Genomic DNA, 26,391 nt, shown 5'->3' with positions numbered 1-26,391 from the left:
TTTCGGATACGGGGAAAGAAGCCTCAGCCTACCCGTCGCGTTTCCGCACCTACCAGCCGGGAAATGGGGTGTAAGTCACCTTTGGGGGCTGTTTCGGGGCCGGCTGCGGGCGCCTCGTCCGCGCCGCGGCGCAGCAGCTGCGCGGGGCCGATGACGAACAGGTCCGGGTCGGGGTCGGCGGCGATCGCGGCCTCGACGCGGGGGGCGATGCAGTAGAGGCGGGTCGGGGGGTCGCCGAGGAGCTTCCGCACGTACCTGAGGCGTTTGAGCTGGCGTTCGACCATCTGGAACTTCCAGCGGATGGTGCCGAGCGCGATCGGTTCGCCAGTCGCGGTCCAGGCGGCGAGTTCGATGGAGCGCAGCTGCCGGAAGCGCGGGTCGGGGACGGTGAGGCGGGTGGTCTGCGCGGCGGCGGGGTCGTTGAGCGCCCATTCGCGGGCGAGCCGGTGGAATTCGGGGCGGCACACGTACCGGTCGAAGCGGGCGTGGGTCATCCGCCACAGTTTGTCGGTGATGTACCCGCGCCGCCAGCGCGGCAGGTGCTCGGCGAGCATCGCGTAGTGGAAGCGGGCGAGGCGGTGCTCCATGGTCCAGAACGGCGCGTCGGGTTCGAGCGGGTTCGCGTCGGCGCGGATGAGCCCGGCGGCTTCGAGGTGCGGGAGGAGGACGTCGAGGTCGGCTTCGCTGAGGCCGGTGGTGGCGCGCAGGTCGTAGGGGGTGCGGGGGCGGACGGTGACGGCGGCGAGGACGGCGTCGGTCGGCTTGTCGGGGGCTTCGCCGAGGACGGCCCGGACGGCGCCGGCGGCGGTCTCGAGGAAGGGGCTGCCGGGCCGCAGGAACGCGGTCTTGACCCAGGTGTCGGCTTCTTGGCGGGTCGTGGGGAGGTCGCCGGCCTGCGCCAGGAGGGCGGGGTCGGAGCCGAGGAGGGCGTGGACGCTGACGGCCGTCTCGGGGTCGGCGACGCCTACGGAGAGGATGGACTCGCGCAGTTCGTTCATAGCGATTGCGATGCTACACAAGTGCTGCGCGGGTCACAGTTCGCGGAACATGAGGTGCATGCCGACCATGCCGCGGGCGGGGTGGCGGAAGGTCTCGGGCAGGACCGCGAGGGTGCGGAAGCCGAGTGAGTGCCAGAGGTCGACGGCGCGGGTGTTGGTGGCGACGACGGCGTTGAACTGCATGGCGGTGAACCCGTCGGCTTTGGCGCGGGCGAGCGCGGCTTCGCCGAGGGCGCGCCCGAGGCCCTGGCCGCGCACGGTCGGGTCGACCATGAACCCGGCGTTGGCGATGTGCGAGCCCCGCCCGGGCTGGTTCGGGTGGATCTCGGCGATCCCGGCGACCCGGCCTTCGGCCGTACCGTCGTCGACGACCGCGACGAGCGCGCTCGCGGGCGCCTCCTTCTCGATCCAGTACGCCCGCAACCGATCCTCGGGAGTGTCGGCCTCCCACACGAAGTGCTCCCCCGACGCGACGATCGGGGCGGCGAACGCCCACACAGCGGGCCAGTCCTCAGGACGAGCGTCACGGATCTCCATGGCTCGAAAGCGTAATCCGCCCCTTCGAACAGCGCCAGCCCGCGCGAGCCGCCGACCGCTGTCGCACCCCGGTGTCAGGGTTACTGCGCACATTGCCGGCTCGCAAGCTTCGCCGGGCCTGGGGCCCATCGATATCCGATTTTCCGGGACCCTCCGCTCACGTTTCCGTGGCGGCCAACGATGTCGGACCGATGGTGCAGGGTTGAGACCGGGGGTCCGGTCTCGGCGAAGCTCGCGAGCCGTCAATTCGCAGAGGTGTCCGATTCGCGAAGACCCGCCGCTCACGTTTCGCGAAGCGCCCGCCGGTCGCGCTCAGCGCGGGGGTTGCCAGTCCGAGAGCGATGCGGCCTGGTTCTGCACCCAGGAGTCCGGGACCGCCCGCAGCAGGCTCTTGGTCATCCCGCGCCCGCCCGAGGCGATCGTGTGGACGCGCCGCGAGAGCCGGGCGACGCGCTTGATGCGCGCCATGCGCGCCCGGTCGTAGGAGCCGAGGGCCGCGGGCACCGACTCGGGGCTGCGCCGCAGCGCCCACCCGAGCGTCACCGCGTCCTCCAAGGCGAGGCTGCCGCCCTGCGCGAGGATCGGCGCCACCCCGTGCGCGGCGTCGCCGAGGAGCACCAGGCCGCCGTTGCCCACCCGCTGGTGCAGGACCGGCGGCACCGGCCACACGTACCGCACCGCCTGCTGCGTCAGCTCCGAAGGGCGCGTCGCGGCGATGAACTTCCCCACCGGCGCGGGCCAGTCCGCGAACCACCGGTTGATGAGCTCGTACTGGATCTGCGGCGACTCCGGGCGCATCCCGCCCGGCACCGTCGCCCACCAGCACGCCCCGGCGTGCCCGAGGTCGCCGTAGCCGAACCGGCGGCGGTCGGGCCCGTAGATCTCGACCGCGTCCGTGGTGCGCTCGGGCGCGCGGTGCGCGGGCACGAGCCCGCGGAAGCTCACCACTCCAGCATCCACTGTGGGCGAACCGGGGGCGACGAGCTGCCGGGTCGGCGAGTCGATCCCGTCGGCGGCGACCACGAGGTCGGCGTCCCACCGGCGCGACGCGTCACCCGCCGCGAGGTCCACCAGGTCGATCCGGTCGACCTGCGTCGCCGGATGCACCTCGACGCTGTCGCCGAGCCGCGACACGAGCGCCTCGTACAGCATCGCGGTGTGCACCATCACCGAAGGCGTCCCGTCGTCGGCCCCGAGCATCGCCGCCGCGAACGAGCTCGACAGCCGCTCCTCGCTGCGGATCTCGAACCGGTCCACCGGGGTCCCGGAGGCGTCGAGCAGCGCGTCGACCCCGAGCGCGCGCAGCGCGCGCACGCCCGAGGCCCACAGGACCATGCCCAGGTTCTCGCCCTTCAGCCGCTCGCGCCGCTCGAGCAGCGCGACCCTCCACCCCAAGCGGGACAGGACGATCGCACTGGCGAGCCCGGCGACGCCGGCGCCGACGACTACGGCTCTTCGGTTCTGCATCTGCACCTGCCCGGGGGATCGGCGGCGGTCAGCTGTCGTCGCGGGTCTTGCCCGCGGCCGGGGGCGCCTCGGCGGCCGGCTCGTCGGCGATCACATCGTCCTCGGGCCGGTCGGGCGCGGCCTCCGCGTCGTCGTCTTCGTCGTCGGCTCCGTATGCGGCGTCTTCGATCTCGCCCGGCTCGGCGCCCTTGGGGAGGGCCCCGTCCACGTAACCCGCGGCCTCGGCTTCGGGAGCGTCCCAGTCGACGGTGACGCGTTCGCCGCCGTCGAGGACGAACACCTGCCGGCGCCCGCGCACGAGCAGCAGGTAGACGATGGCGGCGGCCACGACGACGATGCTCACCCACTGGTTGAGGCGGAGCCCCAGCGCGCCCTCGGCGGGGTCGATGCGCAGGCCCTCGATCCAGAACCGGCCGGTCCAGTACAGGACGACGTAGAGGGCGACGGCGCGCCCGGCCCCGAACTTCCACTTCCGGTCGGCGAGGATCAGCACGGCCGCGACCCCGAGGTTCCACAGCAGTTCGTACAGGAACGTCGGGTGGAACGTCGCGTACTCGGAGTATCCGGCGACCCGGTGGCCCTCGTCGATGGCGACGGCCCACCAGGCGTCGAGCGGCTTGCCGTACAGCTCCTGGTTGAACCAGTTGCCGAGGCGGCCGATGGCCTGCCCGACGGGGATGCCGGGCACGACCGCGTCCGCGACCATCGCGAAGGGGAGCTTCAGCTGGCGGCATCCGAGCCATACGCCGACGGCGCCGAGGAGGACCGCGCCGGGGATGCCCAGGCCGCCCTCCCACACCGCGAGGGCCTTCCACGGGTCCCCGTCGGGCCCGAAGTAGGCGTCAGGGCTGGTGAAGACGTGGTAGAGGCGGGCGCCGACGATGCCGAACGGCACGGCCCACACGGCGATGTCGAGCACGGCCCACTTGGGGGCGCCGCGCGAGCGCATCCGCGCCTCGGCGATCCAGCAGGCGGCGACGATACCGGCGATGAGACACAGCGCGTAGGCGCGGATCGGGATGGGGCCGAGGTGCCAGACGGACTCCGACGGGCTCGGAATGTATGCGAGGTCCACGACGAGTAAACCTATCGGTTGCGCGTGCTGACCCTGGCACGGCCCCGAGCCGGTCCCACCGGCGGCCGCCGCCGGTATCGCATAACACGCAAAACGCCCCCGGGCACGGCGCGGCCCCGCGGGCCGGGCCCGCGGGGCTGCACGGCACGCTAGCGGCGGACGCCCTCGGCGAGGTCCGCGGTGAGCTCGGCGAGCTTCTGGTGCCCGGCCGGGATGTCGTCGGACTCCAAGTAGCAGTTGACGATCGCGGATCCGACGATGACCGCGTCACCGTACGCGCCGATCTCGGCGGCCTGGTCGCCCGACCGGACCCCGAGCCCGACGCCGATCGGCAGGTCGGTGTGCTTGCGGGTGCGCTCGACCAGCAGCGGCGCGGCCGCCGACGTGGCGGCGCGGGCGCCGGTGACGCCCATGACCGACTGCGCGTACACGAACCCGCGGCAGGCCGCCACGGTCGACGCGATCCGTTCCTCAGTGGACGACGGCGCGACGAGGAACACCCGGTCCAGGCCGTGCGCGTCCGAAGCGGCGATCCATTCCCCCGCCTCGTCCGGGATCAGGTCCGGCGTGATGAGCCCGGCCCCGCCCGCGGCCGCGAAATCGCGCGCGAACCGCTCGACCCCGTACCGCTCCACCAGGTTCCAGTACGTCATGACGAGGATCGGGACGCGGCCCGCGACCGCCTCGGTCACCTCGAACACCTGCCGGGTCCGGAACCCGCCCGCCAGCGCCTGGTCGGCGGCCTTCTGGATCGCCGGCCCGTCCATCACCGGGTCCGAGTACGGCAGGCCCAGCTCGATGATGTCGGCCCCGTGGTCGATCATGATCTCCACGGCCTTGATCGAGTCGGCGAGCGTCGGGTAGCCCGCGGGCAGGTACCCCACGAGCGCCGCCCGCTCTTCGGCCCTGGTCTTCGCGAAAGCGTCCGCAGCGTGCAGCACCCCTACGCCCCCTTCTCGTTCGCGAAGCCGAAGTACTCGACGACGTTGCCCATGTCCTTGTCGCCGCGCCCCGACAGGTTCACCAGGACCCGCGCGCCGGGCTTGAGGCCCTTCGCGAGCCGCAGCGCCCCCGCCAGGCCGTGCGCGGACTCGATCGCGCAGATGATGCCCTCGGTGCGGGCCAGCTTCTCCAAGGCCGCCATGGCCTCCGCGTCGTCCACCGGCTCGTACGCGGCCCGGCCGGTCGCGGCCAGGTGCGCGTGCTCGGGGCCGACGCCCGGGTAGTCGAGCCCGGCCGAGATCGAGTGCGACTCGATCGTCTGCCCGTCCTCGTCCTGCAGCACGAACGTGCGCGCCCCGTGCAGGACCCCGATCTGCCCGGCCGTGATCGTCGCGGCGTGCCGGCCCGTGTCGTAGCCGTCCCCGCCCGCCTCGAACCCGTACAGCTTCACGTCGGCGTCGTCGAGGAACGCGGTGAAGATCCCCATCGCGTTCGAACCGCCGCCAACGCACGCCGCCACCACATCGGGCAGCGACCCGGTCCGCTCGAGGAACTGGGCGCGGGCCTCGTCGCCGATGCCCCGGCAGTAGTCCCGCACCAGCTGCGGGAACGGCGCCGGCCCACCGACCGACCCGATCAGGTAATGCGTGTGGTCCACCGAGGCGACCCACTCGCGCAGGGCCTCGTTCATGGCGTCCTTCAACGTGCGCGACCCGGTCGTGACCGGCACGACCTCCGCGCCCAGCAGGCGCATCCGGGCGACGTTCAGCGCCTGCCGGCGCGTGTCCTCCTCGCCCATGTACACCGTGCACTCGAGCCCGAAATACGCGGCCGCGGTCGCGGACGCGACCCCGTGCTGGCCCGCGCCGGTCTCGGCGATGATCCGGGTCTTGCCCATCCGCTTCGTCAGCAGGGCCTGGCCCAGCACGTTGCGGATCTTGTGCGCGCCCGTGTGGTTGAGGTCCTCGCGCTTGAGCCACACCTCGACCCCGGTCTCCTCCGAGAGCCGCTCGGCGAAGTACAGCGGCGACGGCAGGTTCCCGTACTCGCGGCCCAGCTTGTCGAGCTCGGCCGTGAACGCCGGGTCCGCCAGCGCGGCGGTGTGGGCGGCCTCGAGCTCGTCGAGGGCGGCGATGAGCGCCTCGGGGACGAAGCGGCCCCCGAACTCGCCCCAGTGGCCGCTGGCATCTGGATTAGGCACGGTGTTCGCTCCCCTTCGCTGCTCGCTGCCCGGGCGCGCTCCCGCGCGCCTTCGGGCTGACCTGTGTGTTGCCCCCGCGGCCGCTACAGCGGGCGCGGCGTCGCCGGGTGGGACCCGGCGGTGACGAGCTCGGCGACGGCGTCGCGCGGGCTCTTCGTCTTGACCACGCCCTCGCCCACGAGCACGGCGTCGGCTCCGGCGCTGGCGTAGCGGATGAGGTCGCGGGTGCCCCTGACGCCGGACTCCGCGACTTTGACGACGTCGCGGGGCAGGCCGGGGGCGATCCGCTCGAACACCGAGCGGTCCACGTCGAGCGTAGTCAGGTCGCGGGCGTTGACGCCAATGACTTTGGCGCCGGCGCGCAGGGCCCGGTCGGCCTCGTACTCGGTGTGGACTTCGACGAGGGCGGTCATGCCGAGGCCCTCGATGCGCTCGTGGAGCGAGACGAGGGTGTCCTGGTCGAGGGCGGCGACGATGAGGAGGACGAGGTCGGCGCCGTGGGCGCGGGCTTCGAGCACCTGGTAGGGGGAGACCACGAAGTCCTTGCGGAGGACCGGGATCTGGACCTTGGCGCGGACGGCGTCGAGGTCGTCGAGGCTGCCTTTGAAGTAGTGCTGCTCGGTGAGGACCGAGATGACGGACGCGCCGCCCGCGGCGTACTCGGCGGCGAGCACGGCCGGGTCGGGGATGTCGGCGAGGGCGCCCTTGGAGGGGGAGGCGCGTTTGACCTCGGCGATGACGCTGACGCCGCCGCCGGCGAGGGCGGCGTACCCGTCGAGGGCGGGGCGGGCGGCCTCGGCGCGCTCGCGGATCTTCTCGATGGGGGTCTCGGTCTGGCGCCGTTCGAGATCGGCGCGGACTTCGGTGATGATCTGCTCCAGCACGTTCACCTAAGATCGTCCCTTCTCCTGCGCCGATGCCGAAATATTAGGCGACGAGGGGTCCTCGCCGGAGTCGAGGGCGTTCCACAGGGACACCGGGTCCTCTGCTATGGCCTTGTCGCCCGTGCCGTCGGGTGCCGCCTCGTAGCGGGAGCTGCTGTCGGGCCAGGTGCCGGCGCGGGCGGTGGTGGCGGCTCCGGCGGCGGCGAGGGCGAGGGCGGCGGCGGTCATGGCGATCGGCCAGGGGCCGGCGTCGAGGTGGAGGGCGCCGCCGAGGGCGGCCGCGAGGCCGGCGAGGGCGGCGACGACGCCGAGGGCGCGGCGGGCGCGGTTGCCGGCGGCGAGCATCGCGAGGAAGGCGGCGCCGCCCGCGAGCGCGCACGGCAGGGCCCAGGAGGCGAGGTCGGTGCCGGCCTGGGCGGTGGTGGCGGTGATGCCGGCGTGCCCGGTCGCCGTGGTGGTGGTCCAGTCGCGGGAGGCGGCGAGCGCGGCGAGGGCGGCCGCGAGGATCCCTGCGAGGAGGACGCGGGTGCGTTCGGCGGCGCGCTGGTCGGCGGCGCTGGTCGCGGCGTCGCGGGTGTCGTCGTTCGCTTCGCTCATGCGATCTCCCTTCCGGTGAAGCAGGTGCGGGTGCCGGTGTGGCAGGCCGGGCCGGTCTGGTCGACCTGGAGCAGGACGGTGTCGCCGTCGCAGTCGACCGCGACCGAGACGACCGCCTGGTGGTGGCCGGACGTCTCGCCCTTGACCCAGTACTCGCCGCGGCTGCGCGACCAGTAGGTGGCCTTGCGGGTGGCGACGGTGCGCCGCAGCGCCTCGGCGTCCATCCACGCGAGCATGAGGACTTCGCCCGTGTCGTGCTGCTGCGCGATGGCGGGGACGAGTCCGTCCGCGTTGAACGTGAGGTTCGCGATCACGTCGTCGCTGGTCTGTCCTGCTTCCACGTCTACTGATTGTGATCGCTCCCCGGCGGGCGCCGCCACCCGGCCCCGGTCGGGAGTGCATCGTGGGATTCTCGGGGGCATGGAGCGCCCTTATGTGATCGTTTCGGCCGCGATGAGTCTCGACGGCTACCTCGACGACGTGTCCCCGAAGCGGCTGATGCTCTCGAACGCGGCCGACTTCGACCGGGTCGACGGCGTGCGCGCGGGCGTGGACGCGATCGCGGTCGGCGCGGGCACGGTGCGCGCGGACGACCCGCGGCTGCTGGTGCGCTCCGCGGAGCGCCGCGCGGCCCGCGAGGCCGCGGGCCGGCCCGCGTCGCCGCTGCGGGTCGTGTTCTCCCCCTCGGGCGACCTCGACCCGGCCGCGCGCCTGTTCGACGGCGAGGGCGGCCCGGTCGTGGTGTACACGAGCGACCACGGCCGCCGGGCGTGCCCGCTCGGGCCGGAGGCGGCCGAGGTCGTCTCGCTGGGCGAGGGCCCGGTCGACCCGCGCCCGGCCCTCGACGACCTGGCGCGCCGCGGCGTCGACCGCCTGCTGGTGGAGGGCGGCGGCACCGTCCACACCCTGTTCCTCTCCGAGGACCTCGTCGACGAGGTGCATCTGGTGGTGGCGCCGTTCCTGCTGGGGAGCGCGGGGGGGCCGAAGTTCGTGCACGCCGCGGCGTTCCCGCAGTCCCCGCAGCGCCCGCTCCGCTTGGCGGAGACGCGGGCGATCGGGGAGGTCGCGCTGCTGGTGTACCGGCGGGAGTGAGCGCGGCGCGGGCTCCGCAAAGCGCCCGATCGGGTGCGTTTCGTCACTTATGGTGACTGCAGCGCCACTGGATCGACGAACGGAGCCCGCCCGATGGCAACGACCGCGATACCGCCCACCGAACCCGAGGACGTCCCGGCGGCGCCCCTCCCGCCGGTCCCGGCCGAGCGGCAGGCGACGCACCCGGTCGACCGGCCGGTGTTCTGTATCAGCGCGGTCGTCATCCTCGCCGTCATCGTCTTCGGCGCGGTCTTCCCCGACCGGTTCGAGGACGGCTCCACGGCGGCCCTGGACTGGGTCATCGTGAACTTCGCGTGGCTGTTCATCATCGCGGGGAACATCTTCGTGGTCCTCGCGGTCTACATCGCCGCGAGCCGGTACGGGAACATCAAGCTCGCCGCGAACTCGCAGGAGGAGCCGGAGTTCGGGACGCTCCCGTGGATCTCCATGATGTTCGCCGCCGGCATGGGCATCGGCCTCATGTTCTACGGCGTGGCCGAACCCCTCGCCCACTACTTCGACGCGCCCCCGCCGCTCGAACTCGACCCCGCGTCCCCGTTCTACAACGACGAGCTGACCGAGGGCGCCCTCGTCTACTCGTTCTTCCACTGGGGACTGCACCCGTGGGCGATCTACGCCGTCGCCGGGCTCGCCCTCGGCTACTCGACCTTCCGCAAGCAGCGCGGCAACAACATGAGCGACGCGTTCGCGCCCCTGACCGCCGGGCACTGGTGGGGGCCCGCGACCGGCCGCGCCATCGACCTCCTCGCCGTGTTCGCAACCGTCTTCGGCACCGCAGCGAGCCTCGGCCTGGGCGCGCTCCAGGTCGCCGTCGGCCTCGACATCGTCGTCGGCGTCCCCGACTCGACCCAGCTCGAGCTCATCGTCATCATCGCGCTCACGGCCGCGTTCGTCGCCTCGGCGTTCTCGGGCGTCCACCGCGGCGTCAAATGGCTGTCGACGACGAACGTGGTCCTCGCCCTGTTCCTGGTCGTGTTCGTGTTCTTCGCCGGCCCGACCCTGTTCATCCTCGACGCGTGGCCCAACGCCATCGGCGGCTACCTCACCGACCTCGTCGGCATCTCCAGCGCCACGGGCGCGTTCGGCGGCGCCGAGTGGATGGGCACCTGGACGATCTTCTACTGGGCGTGGTGGCTGTCCTGGGCGCCCTTCGTGGGCACGTTCATCGCCCGCATCTCCCGCGGGCGCACCATCCGCCAGTTCATCGTCGGCGTCCTCCTCATCCCCTCGGCCGCTTCGACACTGTGGTTCGCGATCCTCGGCGGCACGGCCCTGTGGCAGCAGAACCACGGCGAGGACTTCAGCGACGCCGTCGCCCTCGGCGAGGAGTACTCCCTGTTCGCCCTCCTCGAGTCCCTGCCGCTGTACAGCCTGCTCTCCGGCCTGTCGATGGTCCTCGTCGCGATCTACTTCGTGACCGGCGCGGACTCGGCTTCGCTCGTCCTCGGGTCCCTCTCCAGCCACGGGTCCCTCGCCCCGAAGAAGCCGCTCGTCGTCTTCTGGGGCACGACGATCGGCGCCGTCGCGGCCGTCCTGCTGCTCTCCGGCGGCCTCCAGGGCCTCAAGAACGCGACGATCATCGTCGCGCTCCCGTTCGTCATCGTCATGCTCCTGCTGTGCGTCGCCCTGATGAAGGAGCTCGTCCAGGACCCCGCCTCGCACCCGCTGCGGCACCAGCTGCGGCACAAGGGCTTCCGCGACGCGATCCGCAAACTCGTGGGCGAAGAGGTCGACTCCCGCACCTCCGACCCCAACCGGTGGGGCCGCAGCCGCCTCCGCTTCGGCGCGGGCAGCAAGCGCAGCAGCACGGAGGAATAAGTGATGCCGACCGCTGCTATTTTATGGGATGACCCTGCGGCGGAAGGAAACCTCATGAAGGCGATCGTGGTCGAGCAGACCGGCGGGCCGGGCGTGATGCGGGTGCTCGAGGGCGACGACCCCGGCCCCCGCCCCGGCCAGATCGCCGTCAAGGTCGCCGCCGCCGGCGTCAACTTCATCGACGTCTACCACCGCACCGGCGCCTACGGCCTCCCCCTGCCGTTCACACCCGGCCTCGAAGGCGGCGGGTACGTGACCGCCATCGGCGCCGGCGTCACCGGCTTCGCCGTCGGCGACGAAGTCGCCTGGAAGAGCGTCCCCGGCTCCTACGCCGACCTCGTCGTGGGCGACGCCGACCAGTTCGTGCCCGTCCCCGAGAAGGTCGCCGTCGAGACCGCCGCCGCCGTCATGCTCCAAGGCCTCACCGCCCACTACCTGTGCAACACCGTCTACCCCGTCCAGGAAGGCGACACCGTCATCGTCCACGCCGCCGCCGGCGGCATGGGCCTCCTCCTCACCCAGATGGTCAAGAGCAAGGGCGGCAAGGTCATCGCCACCGTCTCCACCGACGCGAAAGCCGAACTCGCCCGCCAGAACGGCGCCGACCACGTCATGCGCTACGAGGGCTTCGGCGCCAAAGCCCGCGACCTCACCGGCGGCGAAGGCGTCGCCGCCGTCTACGACGGCGTCGGCAAGACCACCTTCACCGAAGGCCTCGGCGCGCTCCGTCGCCGCGGCGTCATGGCCCTCTACGGCCAGGCCAGCGGCCCCGTCCCGCCCGTCGACCCCCAGGACCTCCACAAAGGCGGCTCGCTCATCCTCACCCGCCCGACCCTCCACGACTTCACCGCTACCCGCGAGGAGTACCTGTGGCGCGCCGGCGAGGTCTTCCAGATGATCGAGGACGACGACCTCCTCGTCCGCGTCGGCGAGACCTTCCGCCTCGAAGAGGCCCCCGAAGCCCACCAGGCCCTGCAAGACCGCAAGACCACCGGGAAGCTCCTGCTCATCCCCTGACCGGAGCGGCCCCCGCCGGCTCGCCGTCCACTTCGGACCGTTGGAACGTCTTGCGGTACGCCGAGGGCGAGACCCCGACCGCCGCCCGCAGATGCTGGCGCAGCGACACGCCCGTGCCGAGCCCGGCGCGCGCGGCGACCTGGTCCACCGACAGGTCCGTGGCCTCCAGCAGGTGCCGGGCGAACTCGACGCGCTGGCGCACCAGCCACTGCACCGGGCTGAGGCCGGTCTCGGCCCGGAAGCGGCGCGTGAAGTTGCGGCGGCTCATGCTCGCGCGGCGGGCCAGGTCGTCGACGCCGATGGGCCGGTCGAGGTTGGCGAGCGCCCATTCGCGCGCGACGGCGGTGCCGGCGTCGTCGGGTTCGGGCACGGCCCGCTCGATGAACTGGGCCTGCCCGCCTTCCCGCCAGGGCGGGACGACGCAGCGGCGGGCGACGGCGTTGGCGAGGGCGCTGCCGTGGTCGCGGCGGACCAGGTGCAGGCACAGGTCGACGGCCGCTCCGGCGCCCGCCGAGGTGAGGATGCGGCCTTCGTCCACGAACAGCACGTCAGGGTCGACGTTGACGGCCGGGAAGCGCTCGCGGAAGCGGTCGGTCAGCATCCAGTGGGTGGTCGCCGTCCTGCCGTCGAGGAGCCCGAGCTCGGCCAGGACGAACGCGGCGCTGCAGAAGGAGACGATGCGGGCGTCGGGCCGCACGGCCGCGAACGCCGCGGCGAGCCCCGGCGGGTTCGGCGGCATGTCGCAGCCGGGGCCGACGGGGTCGACCGTGGCGATGATGACGGTGTCGGCCCAGGCCAGCGTCTCGGGTCCGTGCTCTACGGCGAGGGAGAAACCGCCGCCGCAGGTGCGGACCGGACCGCCGTCGAGCGAGCACACCCGCAGCTCGTAGCGGGGCCGACCGTCGACGACGGCGGCCGAGAAGATCCGGTGCGGCACACCGAGTTCGAAGGGCATCACGCCGTCGAGGGCCAGTACCGCGACGCGGTGGGGGCGTTCGGTTCGAATCATGGCCCGATACTTTCACATCATGGCCTCCGGGCCACTGGGCGGCGGCCCCGCGCCGCAGCAGACTGGTCCCCACTGCACCGCAGCGATGGAAAGGAATCCACTATGGCCATGATGCGCACCGTCACCCAGGACGAGCTCGGCGGTCCCGAAGTCCTCAAGGTCGTCGAGGTCGAACGCCCCGAGCCGGGCGTCGGCGAGATCCTGGTGCGGGTCCAGGCCGCCGGGACCAACCCGGTGGACTGGAAGTCCCGGGCCTTCGGCGGGCTCCAGGCCCGCAAGCCCCCGTTCACGCTCGGCTGGGACGTCTCGGGCACGGTCGAAGCGGTCGGCTTCGGCGTGCGGCTCTTCGCGGTCGGCGACGAGGTGTACGGCATGCCGCGGTTCCCGCACTTCGCGAACGGCTATTCGGAGTACGTGACCGCGCCCGCGCGGCACTTCGCGCCCAAGCCCGCGGGCCTGACCCACGCCGAGGCGGCCGCGCTACCGCTGGCGGGGCTCACCGCCTACCAGGCGCTCGTCGACATCGCGGGTGTCCAAGCGGGCCAGCGGGTCCTGGTCCACGCCGCCGCAGGCGGCGTCGGCCACCTCGCAGTCCAGATCGCCAAAGCGAAGGGCGCCTATGTGATCGCTACCGCCAGCGCCGCCAAACACGACTACCTGCGGGGCATCGGCGCTGACGAGGTCATCGACTACACGGCGGTCGATTTCGCCGCCGAGGTCAACGACATCGACATCGTGCTCGACGGCGTCGGCGACGAATACACCGCCCGCTCCGCACTGGTGGTGCGCGACGGCGGCCACCTCATCACCCTCCCCGGCCCCGCCGAAATCCCCGCCGCCGAGGAGGCCCGGATCAAGTCGGGGTTCATGATCGTCGAACCCGACCAGACCGGCCTCCACGCCCTCACGGCCCTCGTCGAAGCAGGCCGCCTGCAGCCCACCGTGTCAGCGACCTTCCCGCTCGAGCACGCGGCAAAGGCCCACGAAGCGCTCGCGACCGGCCGCACCATCGGCAAGATCGTCCTCACAATCACCGAATAGAAGAGCGAACCGACCTCAACAAGTTGTCCACAGGCATGTGAACAGGCAAAATGTCAATCACTCGCGATACTGGCCCGGAGTTATCCACAGGCAAAAAAGTTGTCTTGAGTGTCTTGACTTTCTGTGGGAGGCTGGCTTCAGTTTTGGTGTAGGTCGGCGGTAGGTAGGGGTACCGCGGTCCGCCGGAAGATCGGAGGCGCGGGATGGCTCCCGCGCCGACGGCACCTGCATCAGACGGCCGCGGCAGCGAGGCGGCGGTCGGCCCTAGCCAGGCCGACCGCCCCCGCTACAACAACAGTCCAGTCGAGCACAGCTCAGTCAGTTTGAGCTCAGGTTCAGTTCAGTTTCAGTTCAGTTCGAGCGGGTCTGCTCCACCCAGGAGCCGTGCAACCCGGCGTATACCGAGCCAGCCTCGGCGGCCAGCTCGGCATGGGGGCCGTGTTGCACGAGGTTGCCGGCGTCGAAGACCAGCACCTCATCCGAGGTCTCGGCCGTCGACAGGCGGTGCGCGATGATCACGGTGGTGCGCCCCCGGGTGACCGCGTCGAGCGCCGACGAGAGCCGCAGCTCCGTGGCCGGATCGACGGCGCTCGTCGCCTCGTCGAGGACGAGCAGGTCGGGGTCGGCCACATAGGCCCTCACCAGCGAGACCAGTTGGCGCTCACCGACACTCAGATTCGCGCCGCTCTCGCCGAGCTCGGTGTCGAGCCCGGCCGACAGGGTCTCGAGCCAGTCGTCGAGGCCGAGTTCGGCGAAGGCCACATAGATTTCGGCATCCGTGAGGTCTGGCCGGGCGAAGCGCACGTTGTGGGCGAGGGTGCCGTTGAAGAGGAAGCCCTCCTGAGGCACCATCGTCACCCGGCCGCGCAGCGACGCGAAGGTCACCTCGGTGAGCGGGACCCCGCCGATGCGGACCTGTCCGGCGGTCGGGTCCATCAGGCGCGTCAGCAGCTTCGCGAACGTGGTCTTGCCCGAGCCGGTCTCGCCGACCACCGCGACCTTCGCGTGCGCGGGGATCTCGACGTCGATGCCGTGCAGGACCTCCTCGCCGCCCGGGTAGGCGAATCGCACGCCCTCGAAGCTGACCCCAAGGGGCCCTTCGGGAAGGGCCCGGCCGTCGACCGGGTCGGCTACGTCGGGCTCGGTGTCGACGATGTCGAGCACGCGGCGCCAGCCCGAGACCGCGTTCTGGGCCTCGTTGAGGGTCTCGGTGCCGATCACGACCGGCTGGGTGAAGAGGATGACCAGGAACAGGAACGCCGTCAGCTCGCCCACGGTCATCGAGCCGTCCGCGACCAGGAACGCGCCGAGGACCACCACGATCACGTTGACGCCCAGATAGACGAGCTCGCCAGCGCCGAACGAGAACGCCGAGCGGCTGATCGCGCGGGCCTGGTCGCGGCGGTGCTCCTCGATCGAGGCGTCGAGCCGCTCGCTCGTGCGCGAGCCGACCCCGTACGCGCGCACCGTGCCCGCGCCGACCACCGATTCGGCGACGGCCGAGAGCATCTTGGACACGCTCTTGCGCACGTCCGTGTAAGCCGCGGCCAGATGCCCCTGCAGCCATTTGATCAGCCAGGTCACGGGGATGAACACGATCCACACCGCGATCGCCAGCTGCCACGAGTAGACCGCCATGACCACCGTGGCGACCACGATCTGCGCGGCCGCGGTCACCAGCACCATGCCGCCCTGCTGCAGGAATGTGCTCACCTGGTCAATGTCAGTGGTCACCCGCGCCGTCAGCGCGCCGCGCCGCTCCGACTGCTGGTGCAGCATCGACAGGTCGTGGATGTGCCGGAACGTCCTGCGCCGCAGCGACGCCAGCGCGTGCTCCGAGACGACGAAGAGCCGCCGGTTCATGAGGTAGTTCGTGCCGGTGGTCACCAGCAGGGCGGCGACGCCGAGGGAGGCGACGAGGACGACGTAGCCGATGTCGGGGCCGCCCGGGCCGAGGAGGCCTTTGTCGAGGACCTGCTGTGCGCCGATCGGGACGACGAGGCGTCCGATGGAGGTGACGGCGGCGAGGAACACGGTGAAGCCGAGCCCTCGGCGCAGTTCGGGCGAGAGCCTGAGGCCGCGTTTGACGGTCTGCCAGGGGCCGGGCTGGGTGGGGGTCTCCTGCTGCGTGCTCACGCGGCGGCCTCCTCGTCGTTGAACTCGCGTTCGGCCTCGGCCCGTTCGTAGGCGGTGACGAGGTCGGCGTAGGGCTGGTGGGTGCGCAGGAGCTCGTGGTGGGGGCCGCGGGCGGTGATGCGGCCGTCTTCGAGGAAGACGACTTCGTCGGCGAGGGCGATGGTGGCTCTGCGGTAGGCGACGACGAGGACGCTGGCGGCGTCGGCGGAGTCCTTGAGTCCCCTGAGGATCTGGGATTCGACTTTGGGGTCGACGGCGCTGGTGGCGTCGTCGAGGATGAGGAGTCGCGGTGCGCCGGCGAGGGCGCGGGCGAGGGTGAGGCGTTGGCGTTGGCCGCCGGAGAGGGTGGTGCCGCGTTCGCCGACTTCGGTGTCGAGGCCGTCTTCGAGTGCGGCGGTGAACTTTTCGGCGCCGGCGGCGACGAGGGCGTCCCAGAGGCGGTCGTCGGTGAGTCCGGCGCGGTCGAGGGCGAGGTTGGCGCGGACGGTGTCGTCGAAGACGAACGGGATCTGCTGGACGAGCGCGGTGGTGCGGGCGAGGCTGGCGTGGGTGAGGTCGCGCAGGTCGGTGTCGTCGAGGGTGACGGTGCCGCGGGTGGGGTCGATGAGGCGGGCGGCGAGGTGGGCGAGGGTGGATTTGCCGGAGCCGGTGGCGCCGACGAGGGCGACGGTGGTGCCGGGTTCGACGGTGAAGGTGACTTCGCGGAGGGCTTCGTGGCCGTCGGGGTAGGCGTAGGCGACGGCGTCGAAGCCGAGGCGGGCGGGGGCGGTGGTGGCGGGGAGTTCGCTGCGGCCGTAGGTCATGTCGCCGGTGGCGGAGAGGACGTGGTCGACGCGGCGGCGGCCGACGACGGAGCCGGGGAGGTCGCCGAGGACCCAGCCGATGGCGCGGACGGGGAAGGCGAGGACGGAGAACATGAAGGAGACGGTGACGAGTTGGCCGAGGTCGATCGCGCCGGCTTCGAAGCGGGCGAGGCCGACGAGGAGGGCGATGAGGACGCCGATCTCGGGGAGGCCGGAGATGGCGGGTTCGAAGGCGGCGCGGAGGCGGCCGACGCCGATCATGGCGTCGCGGAGTTCTTCGGCGGAGGCGCTGAAGCGTTCGGTTTCGGCGGCTTCGCGGCCCATGGCTTTGACGACGAGGGCGCCGTCGAAGGATTCGTGGCCGACGGCGGAGACTTCGGCGCGGAGTTCTTGGGCGCGTTTGGCGCGGGGGGCCATCTTGGTGGCGAAGAGGGCGTTGAGGGCGAACAGCGCGGGGAACATGCCGAGGGCGACGAGGGCGATGGCCCAGTCGATCCAGAAGAAGGCGACCATGGCGACGGCGACCATGAAGAGGGTGCCGACGGCGAAGGGGAGAGGCGCGAGGGGGCGGGTGGCGGCTTCGACGTCGGCGTTCGCGTTGGAGAGGAGGGTGCCGGTGGGGTGCTTCTGGTGCCAGGAGACGGGGAGGGCGAGGTAGCGGCGGGTGATCTGGCGGCGCCAGTGGGCTTGGACACCGAACATCATGACGCCGGCGCCGATGCGGCGGGCGCACATGGTGGAGAAGCGGATGATGGAGGTGCCGAGGAGGGCGGCGACGCCGATCATGACGGTGCCGAAGGCGACTTCGCCGTTCTCGTAGGCGGGTACGGCGATGCCGGAGACGACCCAGCCGACGACGAAGGAGAGGAAGAGGGTCATGGCGGTGTTGGCCATGGCTCCGGCGGCGCCGACTGCGAACGGTTTGGGCTGGAGTCGGATCATGTCGCCGATGTTCCGCAGTCCTTGGCGGAGGATGCGGTCGTCAGCGGGCTGATCGTCGAGGGACGTTGCGGCGTCGCCGGTGGGCAGCGTCATTGGGTCTCCGGTCGGGTGGGTTCGGGCGCCAGGTGTCGCGCGCTGGCTAGCCGGTCGGCAAGCAACCGCTAGCAATCATGCCTCGCGCGCGCGGCGGTCGCCAACCGGATTCGCGCTTTGTCCGTTCCGGCAGGTTGGCGCCTTGGATCAGACGGCACGGTCCGGCAACGTGTCATACCTGTGGGACAGGGTTGAGACCGGGGCCCGGTCTCGGCGAGGCTTGCGAGGCGTCCATGTGCAGAGGTGTCCGATTTACGACGAACCTCCGTTCACGTTTGTGAATCCGTCGGCGTGTCGAGGCCGACTGTCGTCGCGGTGATCCGTCGTTCGTCGTCGGCGTGGCTGCGGCACCGTCCGAGGGCAGGGCAGTTCCGGTTCGCTGGCTCGCTGAGGTCAGGTTCGCCGTGCTGGTCTATTCGGTCGCAATGGCCGGCGGCTTCGGCGCCTGCGGCGTCAGCGGACCGGGTGGCCGGCGTTCTTGAGTTCCTGCTTGACTTCGCCGATGGCGACGTCGCCGAAGTGGAAGATGGATGCGGCGAGGACCGCGTCGGCGCCGGCGTCGACGGCGGGCGGGAAGTCGGCGGCTTTGCCCGCGCCGCCGGAGGCGATGAGCGGGATGTCGACGGCCGCGCGCACGGCGGCGATGAGCTTGAGGTCGAAGCCCTGCTTCATGCCGTCGGAGTCGATGGAGTTGAGCAGGATCTCCCCCGCGCCGAGTTCGGCGGCGCGGGCGCACCATTCGACGGCGTCGAGCCCGGTGGACCGCTTCTGGCCGCCGTGCGTGGTGACTTCCCAGCCGGAGTCGGTGTCGCGGCCGGAGGCGACGTCGGCGGAGAGCACGAGCACCTGGTTGCCGAAGCGTTCGGCGATCTCGGAGATGACTTCGGGCCTGGCGATGGCGGCGGTGTTGATGCCGACTTTGTCGGCGCCGGCGCGCAGGAGCCGGTCGACGTCGTCGGGGGCGCGGACGCCGCCGCCGACGGTGAGGGGGATGAAGACCTGCTCGGCGGTGCGGGCGACGACGTCGTACATGGTCGCCCGGTCGCTGGAGGAGGCGCTGACGTCGAGGAACGTCAGCTCGTCGGCGCCGGCGGCGTCGTAGGCGGCCGCGAGTTCCACGGGGTCGCCCGCGTCGCGCAGGTTCTCGAAATTGACGCCTTTGACGACCCGCCCGGCATCCACGTCCAGGCAGGGGATCACACGCACCGCAACAGTCACGCGGCAAGCCTACAGGCGCGGCCCGGCCGTGTCGTCCGCCATATTTCCCCTCCAGTCTTGAACATGTTCAAGAATCGGGTGTAGCGTCGATTTCGTAGTTGAACATGTTCAACTCAAGCCCTGACCACCCCGCACAGAACGGAGCACTGTCATGGACCTGGCAGTCGTCGGCTACATCGCCTACCTCCTCGTCGCCATCCCGCTCACCGTCTGGGTCGCCCGCACCCTCGGCGCGAACGGCTTCCACTTCATCAAGGACGTCTTCGCCGGCGACGAGCAGCTGGCCCAGGCCGTCAACAAACTCCTCCAAGTCGGCTTCTACCTCCTCAACTTCGGATTCGTGGCCCTGTGGCTGCGCACCGCCCAACCCGTCCACGACGCCCGCGGCGTCTTCGAGACCGTCGCCGTCAAGATCGGCGCCGTGCTCCTCGTCCTCGGCGTCCTCCACGTGCTCAACGTGGTCGTGCTCAACGGCTTCCGCAAGCGAGGCCACGTCGACGCCCGCGCCCTCGCCACGCTCGAGCCGCCGACCCCGCCCCGGCGGCCGCAGCCGTACGGCGCCTGACCCAAGTAGGATCGCCTGCGTGAGCACCGAATCCGAGTCCTCCGACGCGTCCGCCCGCCCCTCATCGAAGGGCGAGCGGACGCGGCAGCGCATCATCGACACCGCGCTCGACATGTTCGCCGAACGCGGCTACGACAAGACCACGATGCGCGCGATCGCCGCCGAGGCCGGTGTGTCCGTGGGCAACGCGTACTACTACTTCAAGTCCAAAGAACACCTCATCCAGGGCTTCTACGAGCAGGCCACCACCCGCCACGCCGAGCTGACCCCGCGCCTGCTCGACGGCAAGGAGACCCTGGCGGAGCGGATCGAGGCGGCGCTGCTCGCCTGGCTCGACATCGCCGGGCCCTACCACGCGTTCGCGGGCCAGTTCTTCAGGAACGCCGCCGACCCCGCCAGTCCGCTCAGCCCCTTCTCCGAGGACTCGACCGAGAGCCGCGACCGCGACATCGCGCTCTACCGCGAAGTCCTCGAAGGCTCGAAGACCAAGGTGCCCAAGGACATGGCGGACATCCTCCCCGAGATGCTGTGGCTCCACCAGATGGTCGTGGTCCTCTACTGGGTGTACGACAACTCCCCCGGCCAGGAGAAGTCGCGCGAGCTCGCCCAGCGCACCGCGCCCCTCGCCGCCCGCGTCGTCGCCCTCTCCCGCCTGAAGATCCTGCGGCCCTTGGTGAAGCAGGGCGAGGAGCTCGTGCGGGACTTCCTCATCACCCGCCGCCCGGCGTGAACGCCGAACGGGCCGGCGGGACGTGAGTCCCGTCGGCCCGTTCAACTTGCGCAGCAACGGTTCGAGCCGTGCGGCTCAGCAGTCGCGCAGCTCCGGCGACTGGTTGAGCAGCTGCCCGCGCGGGGAGATGAACTTGCGGTACGTGTCCGAGTCGACCTCCGAGAGCGGGAACGCCGCGATCCGGTGGCAGTTCTGGAACGCGAGCTTCACGCCGTAGTGGCGCTCCAGCGCGCCGCGCATCGAGTCCGAGGCGAGCACCCGCAGCAGCTGCCCGCGCGCCTGCTCGTCCGGCGGCGGCGTGGTGTTGTCCGCGAACTGGGTCGAGCCGCTGGACGAGACGACCCCGTTCTTCAGGTCGTTCACGACCTTCGCGATGAGCTCCCACGCGAACGGCAGCGACTGCTTCACGCAGTCGACGAAATCGGCGTCGCCGACCTCCCCTGCCTCGGCCTTGGCGAGCAGGTCTTCAGAGACGTCAAGGGACATGCGTTCTCCTCTCGGTTCGAATCGGTTCATTGTGCTCGGTCCCGGTGACCCTCCGCTGTCGGGTAATCGACGCAGAGAAGTCCTGAAAAGTTCAGCCCGGTCCCCGAGCGCCCGGGGGGCCGCACGGCTTTGGGCGGCCCCGCGGGTCAGACGGTCTGGGCCCGGAGCAGGTGCTCCCCGAGCACGAAGTCGGGCACGATCTGGTCGGCCAGGTCCACGCCCGCGCGGTCGTTCCCCCAGGCCAGAGCGGCCTTTCGGTGGAATTCGTGGGCTTGGCGGGTGAATTTGGCCCAGTCCTTGCCGCCGGCGACGGCGCGTTCGCGGGCGGCGTCGAGGACGGCGAGGTTGCGGGGCTCGAGGTCGGCGACGGGGCCGACGCTGCCGCGTTCGGCGGCTTTGACGTAGCGGGAGCGGGAGCACCAGCCGATGAGGGCGTCGCCGACGTGCTCGCGGAGGAAGGCGACGTCGTCTTCGTCGTCGATCTTGTTGCCGATCACGGAGATGCGGACGTCGTAGTCCTCGGCGTAGCCGACGTACTGCTTGTAGACGCCGACGCTGCGGAGGGTGGGCTCGCACACGAGGAAGGTGTGGTCGAAGCGGGTGAACATGCCGGAGGCGAAGGCTTCGGCGCCGGCGACCATGTCGACGATGACGAATTCGTCGGTGCCGTCGACGAGGTGGTTGAGGAGGAGTTCGACGGCGCCGACCTTGGAGTGGTAGCAGGCGACGCCGAGGTCGTCGTCGACGAAGCCGCCGGTGGCGGCGAAGCGGATGCCTTCGTGCTGGGTGAAGAGCATGTCGAAGACGGGGTTGGCCTCGCGGACGGTGAGGAGGCGGGAGCCGGGTCCGGGGGGCGTGGTCTTGAGCATGAGGTCGGTGGTGGGGATGAGCGGGTTGGCGCCGCGGAGGTAGTCCTTGATGTCGGGCAGGTGCTCGCCGAGGACGGGGCCCATGGCGGCGGCTTCGGGGTCGAGGCCGAGTGCGGCGGCGAGGTGCTGGTTGATGTCGGCGTCGATGGCCATGACCGGGTGTCCGAGCGCTGCTGCGCGACGCGCGAAGAGCGAGGCCATCGTGGTCTTGCCGGAGCCGCCCTTGCCGACGAAGGCGAGTTTCATGCCGTGGTCTCCCACCAATTGAAAATGGTTGTTGGTTTCAAGAGGAGGTTAGCAGGACGCGAATGCGTATGCGCCTCATATCGATCGGGTGACGGGCGTGTCGTTTCGCGGTGGGCGGTAATGCGTCACGTACTACCGTGATGCGGCCCGGGGGAACGGCGAGGGCCCCGTCGCGGTTCGCGGCGGGGCCCTCGGTAATGCGTGATGTGTGACGTGCTATTCGGCCATGACGGCGGCCTGCTCGATCTGCTGGACGCTCTCGGCGGGCGCGGCGGTCTTCTTCCGCAGCCGGCGTTCGACCAGGACCACGAGCTTGGAGAGCGCGTAGGCGAGGACGAAGTAGATGAACGCGGCGATGATGAGCGCCTGCAGGAAGGAGTTCCCGTAGTCGCGGCCGATGATGTTGGCCGAGTGCAGCAGCTCAGGGTAGGTGATCACGTAGCCCAGGGAGGTGTCCTTGAGCAGGATGACCAGCTGCGCGAGCACCGCCGGGAGCATGTTCCGCAACACCTGCGGGAGGACGATGAGGCGCTGCACCTGGCCGTGGCGCAGGCCGATGGCGTAGCCGGCCATGGCCTGGCCCGCGGGCAGGGCGTTGACGCCGGCGCGCAGGATCTCGGCGAGGACCGCGCCGTTGTAGACGGCCAGGCCCACGACGAGGAAGGTGAGGCGGCGGGCGTCGCCGTCCCAGCCGAGCACCTCGGTCGTGAACCCGAAGTAGCCGTCGATGGTGAAGGAGATCCAGATGAGCAGCACCAGCGGCAGGGACCGGAAGAACTGCACGTAGACCGTCGAGGCCCACCGGGTGGCGGCGAACCGCGAGATCCGCCCGAAGCCCACCACGGTGCCCAGGAGGAGCGCGCCGATCGAGCCGAGGGCGAAGGCGGTGAGGGTGTCGATGATCGCGGGGATCCACGTGGTCTGGACGACCAGGACGTCCAGCGGGTTGGCCCACCGGGACTCCTCGAAGAAGCCCTCGCCGGCGAGTTGCACGGCCGCGAAGGCCAGGATGCCGAGGATGACCGCCGCGGAGACGGCGGAGGCGATGTTCGAGTTGCGCTTGCCCTTGGGGCCGAGCGCGTCGAACAGGACTGTGCTCTCGTTCTGTCGGCTCATGTGTCACCCGCTCTCATCGGACGAAGGCGGTGCGTCGTTCGACGAGCCGCACGAGGTAGCTGAGGGCGAAGGCGATCAGCAGGTAGCTGACGGTCACGCCGATGATGACCCCCCAGAGGTCGAAGCGGCTCTCGTTGTCCTCGATGAGCCGGCGCGACTGGGCGGTGAGTTCGGTGACGCCGATGGCGAGCACGAGGGCGCTGTTCTTGACCAGGGCGATCAGGAGCGACCCGAGGGGCGGGATGACGGCCCGCACGGCCTGCGGCAGGATGACGCCGCTCAGCGACTGGCTGAACGTGAGGCCGATCGAGCGCGCGGCCTCGGCCTGGCCGAGGGGGATCGAGTTGATGCCCGAGCGCAGGGTCTCGCCGACGAACGCGCCGGTGTACATGCCGAGGCCGACCAGGGCCCAGACCCAGCTGTCGGCCACGATCCCGACGCTGGGCAGGCCGAAGTACATGATGAACAGGACGGCCAGGAGCGGCACGTTCCGGAACAGCTGCGTGTAGGCGTTCGCGGCCCAGCGGGCGGGCCAGGCGGGGCTGACGTGCATGACCACGAGGATCATGCCGATGACGAGGGCGATGGTGAAGCTGACGAGCGTGACCCACACCGTGGTCCATGCGCCCGCCCCCAGGGCCGCGACCATGAGGTCGAAATTGTCGAACAAGCGGACTCCTCCATAGGGCGGTCGGCGGCGGCTGCTTGAGCCGCCGCCGACCAGCCGAACGGTATCGGGTTACCGGTTACTTGGCTTCGTAGCGGTCCGGGACGGGCAGCTCGGCGGGCATCGGCATCCCGGCCGCGCCGAAGGTCAGGTTGAAGGCCTTCTCCCAGTCGCCGTTGGCGGTGATCTCGGCGATCATGTCGTCGATGAACAGGCGCGCGTCGGTCTCGCCGAGCTTCATGCCGACGCCGTAAGGCTCCTCGGTGAAGATGTTGGCGGAGTCGAGGACGCGGTAGGCATCGGGCTTGTCGACGGTGAAGCCGTAGAGGATGGTCTCGTCGGTGCTGACCGCGTCGGTCTGGCCGTTCTCGAGCGCCTGCGCGCAGGCCGCGTAGTCGGCGAGCGGCGTGATCTTGGCCTCCGGGTTCTCGGCCTCGAGGTTCGCGATCGAACCCGAGCCCTCGGCGATGCAGACGTCCTTGCCGGCGAGGTCGGCGACCGAGTTGATGTCGGTGTTGGAGGCCTGGACCATCACGTTCTGGCCGGTGTTGAAGTACGGGCCGGCGAAGTCGAACTTCTCCAGGCGCTCCGGGTACATCGAGTAGGACGCGATGACCACGTCGACGGTGCCGTCGTTGATGTAGGTCTCGCGGTTCTGGGAGGTCGTCTCGACGAACTTGAGGTTCGCGTCGTCGCCCTCTTCGTCGACCGAGCCGAAGATGTACTGCGTGAGCAGGCGGGCCATCTCGGCGTCGAAGCCCTCGATCTTGTCGGTCGCGGTGTTCTTCTGGCCGATGAGCGGCTGGTCGAACTTGACGCCGACGGTGATGCTGCCCTTGTCCTGGATGTCCTTGATCAGGCCTTCGGGAATGTTCTCGGCCTGCGCGAGGGAGTAGTCGCCGACCGAGTCCTCGAGCTCCTCCTGCTCCTGCTGGTCCTGGCTGGCTTCGCCGGAGCAGGCGGCCAGGGACATGGCGACAGCAGCTACCGCTGCTGCAACCGCGGTCCTGCGCCTCGAGCTTTTGAAGAACGTACGCATGGATGTTTCCTTTCCTCAAGGGGGCGGAACTGTGTGGTGGTGGTGCGGTTGCTCAGTGGGTCATGACCTTGGACAGGAAGTCCTGCGCGCGCTCGGTCTGCGGGTTGTCGAAGAACTCGTCGGGCGCGGCGGTCTCGACGATCTGCCCTTCGGCCATGAACACGACCCGGTTCGCCGCGCGGCGCGCGAACCCCATCTCGTGGGTGACGACGACCATCGTCATGCCCTCGCGGGCGAGGTCCTGCATGACGTCGAGGACCTCGTTGATCATCTCGGGGTCGAGCGCCGAGGTCGGCTCGTCGAACATCATGATCTTCGGGTCCATCGCCAGGCCGCGGGCGATCGCCACGCGCTGCTGCTGGCCGCCCGAGAGCTGCGACGGGAATACGTCGGCCTTGTCCGAGAGGCCCACGCGTTCGAGGAGCTGACGGGCGCGGGCCTCGGCCTTCGCCTTCGGGGTGCGGCGCACCTTGATCGGGCCGAGGGTGATGTTCTGCAGCACCGTCAGGTGCGCGAAGAGATTGAAGTGCTGGAAGACCATGCCGACGTCGGCGCGCAGGTTCGCCAGGGCGCGGCCTTCGGCGGGGAGGGGCTTGCCGGCGACGGTGATCTCGCCGGTGTCGACGGTCTCGAGCCGGTTGATGGTGCGGCAGAGGGTGGACTTCCCGGAGCCGGAGGGTCCGATGAGGACCACCACCTCGCCGTCCTCCACGGTCAGGTCGATGTCCTTGAGCGCGTGCAGGTCTCCGAAGTGCTTATTGACCCCGGAGATGCTGACCATCGGTGTCTTCGGCTGCGTTGCTTCCATTCGTGTCCCTGTTGTCGTGTGCAACCCTCGACTGGCGCGGGGCGAGCGGATGGGCTTGAGTACCTGGAAATAGTAGTGTGACAGCTCACCCGCGGTCAGCGGGGCGGCCAGAGCCGCAACTAGTCGGCAATTAAGTAACAGCATCATAAAGAACGACTTGGGCATAACGGATACGACCCAGCACTGGAACAATCGTGACGCAAACGGCGTCCGGTGGCCGCGGCGGCGCCGCGGGGATTAGTGTCGATCCATGACCGCAACCGTGGGAACCGCGAGCGTCGCCGGCGGGAAGATCACCGTCGAACGGCGCGGCCTGGTGGACTACCAGGAGGCCTGGGACTACCAGAAGGCACTGCAGCAGCGGCGGATCGACGACGAGATCGGCGATACCGTGCTCCTGCTCGAGCATCCGAGCGTGTACACCGCCGGGCGGCGGACCGAGACGTGGGCGCTGCCGCAGGACGGCACCCCGGTCGTCACCGTCGACCGCGGCGGGCAGATCACCTGGCACGGGCCCGGCCAGATCGTCGGCTACCCGATCATGAAGATGCGCAACAAGGTCGACGTCGTCGGCTACGTGCGCCGGGTCGAGGACACCATCGCGGCGGTGTGCCACGAGTTCGGGGTGACCTCGGCGCGCGGGCGGATGCACGACCGGACGGGTGTGTGGCTGCCCGAGGACGACAAGGGCCCGGAGCGGAAGATCTGCGCGATCGGCGTGCGGGTGCGGTGGGCGACGACGATGCACGGGTTCGCGCTCAACTGCAACCCCGACATGTCGTACTGGGAGCGGATCGCGCCGTGCGCGATCACGGACGCCGACGTGACGAGCCTGTCGCAGGAGCTCGGCCGCGAGGTCACGGTCGAGGAGGTCCTCCCGGTGGTGGAGAAGCACCTCGGGCTGCTGCTCGAACGGGACTAGACGAGGATTCGAGAAGCGGGCGCCGCGGATGCGGCGCCCGTTTCGCGTTCCC

At 70.5% G+C, this 26,391-nt stretch carries 26 protein-coding genes; 7 read left to right on the top strand and 19 right to left on the bottom strand.

Translation table 11 applies throughout. The features are described from left to right. Positions 1-23 precede the first annotated feature (23 nt). The 9 genes from J5V16_RS00975 to hisI all read right to left on the bottom strand — a co-directional run bounded on the left by J5V16_RS00975 (position 24) and on the right by hisI (position 8,042). On the bottom strand, positions 24-998 hold the full coding sequence (locus J5V16_RS00975) for a hypothetical protein (RefSeq protein WP_208494089.1): 975 nt from the start codon (positions 996-998) through the stop codon (positions 24-26). 33 nt (positions 999-1,031) lie between these two features. Beyond that, complete coding sequence (locus J5V16_RS00970; protein ID WP_208494088.1) at positions 1,032-1,535, bottom strand: GNAT family N-acetyltransferase; 504 nt, start codon at positions 1,533-1,535, stop codon at positions 1,032-1,034. 312 nt (positions 1,536-1,847) lie between these two features. After that, a complete protein-coding gene (locus tag J5V16_RS00965) occupies positions 1,848-3,002 on the bottom strand; it encodes an FAD-dependent oxidoreductase (protein ID WP_208494087.1) in 1,155 nt (384 codons plus the stop codon). A 28-nt stretch (positions 3,003-3,030) separates the two neighbouring features. After that, entirely contained in the window at positions 3,031-4,077 is a 1,047-nt protein-coding gene (lgt, locus tag J5V16_RS00960; RefSeq protein WP_208494086.1) for a prolipoprotein diacylglyceryl transferase, read from the bottom strand. A gap of 149 nt (positions 4,078-4,226) precedes the next feature. Next, complete coding sequence (gene trpA, locus J5V16_RS00955) at positions 4,227-5,015, bottom strand: tryptophan synthase subunit alpha (RefSeq protein WP_208494486.1); 789 nt, start codon at positions 5,013-5,015, stop codon at positions 4,227-4,229. 5 nt (positions 5,016-5,020) lie between these two features. Further along, entirely contained in the window at positions 5,021-6,220 is a 1,200-nt protein-coding gene (gene trpB, locus J5V16_RS00950) for a tryptophan synthase subunit beta (protein WP_208494085.1), read from the bottom strand. A gap of 83 nt (positions 6,221-6,303) precedes the next feature. Further along, a complete protein-coding gene (gene trpC, locus J5V16_RS00945; RefSeq protein WP_208494084.1) occupies positions 6,304-7,110 on the bottom strand; it encodes an indole-3-glycerol phosphate synthase TrpC in 807 nt (268 codons plus the stop codon). Continuing rightward, positions 7,111-7,701, bottom strand: coding sequence for a Trp biosynthesis-associated membrane protein (locus J5V16_RS00940; RefSeq protein WP_208494083.1), 591 nt, complete (start codon positions 7,699-7,701; stop codon positions 7,111-7,113). It abuts the gene before it with no gap. Next, on the bottom strand, positions 7,698-8,042 hold the full coding sequence (gene hisI / locus J5V16_RS00935) for a phosphoribosyl-AMP cyclohydrolase (RefSeq protein WP_270114183.1): 345 nt from the start codon (positions 8,040-8,042) through the stop codon (positions 7,698-7,700). Before hisI ends, J5V16_RS00940 begins: the two co-directional genes overlap by 4 nt. A gap of 79 nt (positions 8,043-8,121) precedes the next feature. Here hisI and J5V16_RS00930 point away from each other — a divergent pair, with 79 nt between their 5' ends. The 3 genes from J5V16_RS00930 (at position 8,122) to J5V16_RS00920 (ending at position 11,649) form a co-directional block, all read left to right on the top strand. Then, on the top strand, positions 8,122-8,793 hold the full coding sequence (locus J5V16_RS00930) for a RibD family protein (protein ID WP_208494081.1): 672 nt from the start codon (positions 8,122-8,124) through the stop codon (positions 8,791-8,793). Between the two features lie 93 nt (positions 8,794-8,886). Then, positions 8,887-10,632, top strand: a complete 1,746-nt coding sequence (locus J5V16_RS00925) for a BCCT family transporter (protein ID WP_208494080.1) — start codon at positions 8,887-8,889, stop codon at positions 10,630-10,632. 54 nt (positions 10,633-10,686) lie between these two features. After that, positions 10,687-11,649, top strand: a complete 963-nt coding sequence (locus J5V16_RS00920; RefSeq protein WP_208494079.1) for a quinone oxidoreductase family protein — start codon at positions 10,687-10,689, stop codon at positions 11,647-11,649. Here the strand turns inward: J5V16_RS00920 and J5V16_RS00915 are convergent. Continuing rightward, positions 11,639-12,658 carry a GlxA family transcriptional regulator gene (locus J5V16_RS00915; protein WP_208494078.1) on the bottom strand — a complete coding sequence of 340 codons (1,020 nt, stop codon included), beginning with the start codon at positions 12,656-12,658 and terminating at the stop codon, positions 11,639-11,641. The two genes, J5V16_RS00920 and J5V16_RS00915, sit on opposite strands and share 11 nt — an antisense overlap. Before the next feature lie 111 nt (positions 12,659-12,769). On the opposite strand from J5V16_RS00915, the gene J5V16_RS00910 reads away from it, so the two are divergent. Then, positions 12,770-13,699, top strand: a complete 930-nt coding sequence (locus J5V16_RS00910) for an NADP-dependent oxidoreductase (protein WP_408612356.1) — start codon at positions 12,770-12,772, stop codon at positions 13,697-13,699. A gap of 351 nt (positions 13,700-14,050) precedes the next feature. Here J5V16_RS00910 and J5V16_RS00905 read toward each other — a convergent pair whose 3' ends face one another. The 3 genes from J5V16_RS00905 to hisF all read right to left on the bottom strand — a co-directional run bounded on the left by J5V16_RS00905 (position 14,051) and on the right by hisF (position 18,891). After that, positions 14,051-15,835 carry an ABC transporter ATP-binding protein gene (locus tag J5V16_RS00905; RefSeq protein WP_208494076.1) on the bottom strand — a complete coding sequence of 595 codons (1,785 nt, stop codon included), beginning with the start codon at positions 15,833-15,835 and terminating at the stop codon, positions 14,051-14,053. Continuing rightward, a complete protein-coding gene (locus J5V16_RS00900; RefSeq protein ID WP_208494075.1) occupies positions 15,832-17,673 on the bottom strand; it encodes an ABC transporter ATP-binding protein in 1,842 nt (613 codons plus the stop codon). Before J5V16_RS00900 ends, J5V16_RS00905 begins: the two co-directional genes overlap by 4 nt. A gap of 453 nt (positions 17,674-18,126) precedes the next feature. Beyond that, positions 18,127-18,891: an imidazole glycerol phosphate synthase subunit HisF gene (gene hisF / locus J5V16_RS00895; RefSeq protein WP_208494074.1), complete on the bottom strand. Its 765-nt coding sequence runs from the start codon at positions 18,889-18,891 to the stop codon at positions 18,127-18,129. A gap of 151 nt (positions 18,892-19,042) precedes the next feature. Here hisF and J5V16_RS00890 point away from each other — a divergent pair, with 151 nt between their 5' ends. Further along, on the top strand, positions 19,043-19,456 hold the full coding sequence (locus J5V16_RS00890; protein ID WP_208494073.1) for a hypothetical protein: 414 nt from the start codon (positions 19,043-19,045) through the stop codon (positions 19,454-19,456). Positions 19,457-19,475: 19 nt separating this feature from the next. After that, positions 19,476-20,186, top strand: coding sequence for a TetR/AcrR family transcriptional regulator (locus tag J5V16_RS00885; protein ID WP_208494072.1), 711 nt, complete (start codon positions 19,476-19,478; stop codon positions 20,184-20,186). A 75-nt stretch (positions 20,187-20,261) separates the two neighbouring features. On the opposite strand, the gene J5V16_RS00880 is transcribed toward J5V16_RS00885, so the two are convergent. The 6 genes from J5V16_RS00880 to J5V16_RS00855 form a co-directional block, all read right to left on the bottom strand. After that, a complete protein-coding gene (locus J5V16_RS00880) occupies positions 20,262-20,672 on the bottom strand; it encodes an SCO5389 family protein (RefSeq protein ID WP_208494071.1) in 411 nt (136 codons plus the stop codon). 146 nt (positions 20,673-20,818) lie between these two features. After that, positions 20,819-21,787 carry an ATP-binding protein gene (locus J5V16_RS00875; RefSeq protein ID WP_208494070.1) on the bottom strand — a complete coding sequence of 323 codons (969 nt, stop codon included), beginning with the start codon at positions 21,785-21,787 and terminating at the stop codon, positions 20,819-20,821. 216 nt (positions 21,788-22,003) lie between these two features. Beyond that, positions 22,004-22,903 (bottom strand): amino acid ABC transporter permease, encoded by a 900-nt coding sequence (locus J5V16_RS00870; protein WP_208494069.1) that lies wholly within the window; start codon positions 22,901-22,903, stop codon positions 22,004-22,006. Between the two features lie 13 nt (positions 22,904-22,916). Continuing rightward, positions 22,917-23,573 carry an amino acid ABC transporter permease gene (locus J5V16_RS00865; RefSeq protein WP_208494068.1) on the bottom strand — a complete coding sequence of 219 codons (657 nt, stop codon included), beginning with the start codon at positions 23,571-23,573 and terminating at the stop codon, positions 22,917-22,919. Positions 23,574-23,649: 76 nt separating this feature from the next. Beyond that, positions 23,650-24,543, bottom strand: coding sequence for a glutamate ABC transporter substrate-binding protein (locus tag J5V16_RS00860; protein WP_208494067.1), 894 nt, complete (start codon positions 24,541-24,543; stop codon positions 23,650-23,652). Between the two features lie 118 nt (positions 24,544-24,661). After that, the gene (locus J5V16_RS00855) at positions 24,662-25,417 is read right to left on the bottom strand and encodes an amino acid ABC transporter ATP-binding protein (protein WP_304604838.1); all 756 of its coding nucleotides are present in this window, start codon (positions 25,415-25,417) and stop codon (positions 24,662-24,664) included. Positions 25,418-25,667: 250 nt separating this feature from the next. Between J5V16_RS00855 and lipB the strand changes: the two genes are divergently transcribed. Further along, a complete protein-coding gene (gene lipB, locus J5V16_RS00850; RefSeq protein WP_208494066.1) occupies positions 25,668-26,339 on the top strand; it encodes a lipoyl(octanoyl) transferase LipB in 672 nt (223 codons plus the stop codon). The last annotated feature ends 52 nt before the right edge of the window (positions 26,340-26,391 follow it).

The organism is Glycomyces niveus, assembly GCF_017592475.1.
Taxonomy (GTDB): domain Bacteria; phylum Actinomycetota; class Actinomycetes; order Mycobacteriales; family Micromonosporaceae; genus Glycomyces; species Glycomyces niveus.
Note: the sequence above shows the minus strand (reverse complement) of the source record. Positions and strands in the feature narration are given on the sequence as shown.

Coding starts and splice junctions, on each gene's coding strand:
- J5V16_RS00975 (WP_208494089.1), bottom strand. CDS start 998: ATGAACGAACTGCGCGAGTCCATCCTCTCCGTAGGCGTCGCCGACCCC.
- J5V16_RS00970 (WP_208494088.1), bottom strand. CDS start 1,535: ATGGAGATCCGTGACGCTCGTCCTGAGGACTGGCCCGCTGTGTGGGCG.
- J5V16_RS00965 (WP_208494087.1), bottom strand. CDS start 3,002: ATGCAGAACCGAAGAGCCGTAGTCGTCGGCGCCGGCGTCGCCGGGCTC.
- J5V16_RS00940 (WP_208494083.1), bottom strand. CDS start 7,701: ATGAGCGAAGCGAACGACGACACCCGCGACGCCGCGACCAGCGCCGCC.
- J5V16_RS00930 (WP_208494081.1), top strand. CDS start 8,122: ATGGAGCGCCCTTATGTGATCGTTTCGGCCGCGATGAGTCTCGACGGC.
- J5V16_RS00925 (WP_208494080.1), top strand. CDS start 8,887: ATGGCAACGACCGCGATACCGCCCACCGAACCCGAGGACGTCCCGGCG.
- J5V16_RS00920 (WP_208494079.1), top strand. CDS start 10,687: ATGAAGGCGATCGTGGTCGAGCAGACCGGCGGGCCGGGCGTGATGCGG.
- J5V16_RS00915 (WP_208494078.1), bottom strand. CDS start 12,658: ATGATTCGAACCGAACGCCCCCACCGCGTCGCGGTACTGGCCCTCGAC.
- J5V16_RS00910 (WP_408612356.1), top strand. CDS start 12,770: ATGCGCACCGTCACCCAGGACGAGCTCGGCGGTCCCGAAGTCCTCAAG.
- J5V16_RS00900 (WP_208494075.1), bottom strand. CDS start 17,673: ATGACGCTGCCCACCGGCGACGCCGCAACGTCCCTCGACGATCAGCCC.
- J5V16_RS00890 (WP_208494073.1), top strand. CDS start 19,043: ATGGACCTGGCAGTCGTCGGCTACATCGCCTACCTCCTCGTCGCCATC.
- J5V16_RS00880 (WP_208494071.1), bottom strand. CDS start 20,672: ATGTCCCTTGACGTCTCTGAAGACCTGCTCGCCAAGGCCGAGGCAGGG.
- J5V16_RS00875 (WP_208494070.1), bottom strand. CDS start 21,787: ATGAAACTCGCCTTCGTCGGCAAGGGCGGCTCCGGCAAGACCACGATG.
- J5V16_RS00870 (WP_208494069.1), bottom strand. CDS start 22,903: ATGAGCCGACAGAACGAGAGCACAGTCCTGTTCGACGCGCTCGGCCCC.
- J5V16_RS00860 (WP_208494067.1), bottom strand. CDS start 24,543: ATGTCCCTGGCCGCCTGCTCCGGCGAAGCCAGCCAGGACCAGCAGGAG.
- J5V16_RS00855 (WP_304604838.1), bottom strand. CDS start 25,417: ATGGAAGCAACGCAGCCGAAGACACCGATGGTCAGCATCTCCGGGGTC.
- lipB (WP_208494066.1), top strand. CDS start 25,668: ATGACCGCAACCGTGGGAACCGCGAGCGTCGCCGGCGGGAAGATCACC.